The organism is Paraburkholderia sp. SIMBA_054 (genome assembly GCF_046534875.1).
GTDB lineage: Bacteria > Pseudomonadota > Gammaproteobacteria > Burkholderiales > Burkholderiaceae > Paraburkholderia > Paraburkholderia hospita.
In genome coordinates this window covers 1-244 of the sequence record NZ_JAWRXV010001462.1, presented here as the reverse complement: position 1 = coordinate 244, position 244 = coordinate 1, and the positions used below count along the sequence as shown (strand labels likewise).

The following is a 244-nucleotide window of genomic DNA, read 5'->3' as shown; positions in this document are numbered from 1 at the left end:
CCGGCGGAAGGCAACGCAACCGTGCGTTACGTCGGACATACTTTGGACGCCGAAGATATGCGCCGTCATATCGAGGCCGGCAAGCAATGCATGCGGCTTGCGATGACGTGGAACGATCGGGTGTCGTTCGTACTGACGCCTTCGCTGACGATCAAGCGCATTGCACCGCTCGACGTGCTGAAGGAAGCCAGCGATCCGACCGCGCAGAACGACGACGAACGCTTCGACTCTGATCTCACGCTGA

Annotated in this window: 1 protein-coding gene; it reads left to right on the top strand. The window is 59.8% G+C overall.

Features of this window, described 5'->3' with window-relative positions:
- On the top strand, positions 1-244 hold a 244-nt coding region (gene rdgC, locus SB822_RS59905; protein WP_410859486.1), incomplete at both ends, for a recombination-associated protein RdgC.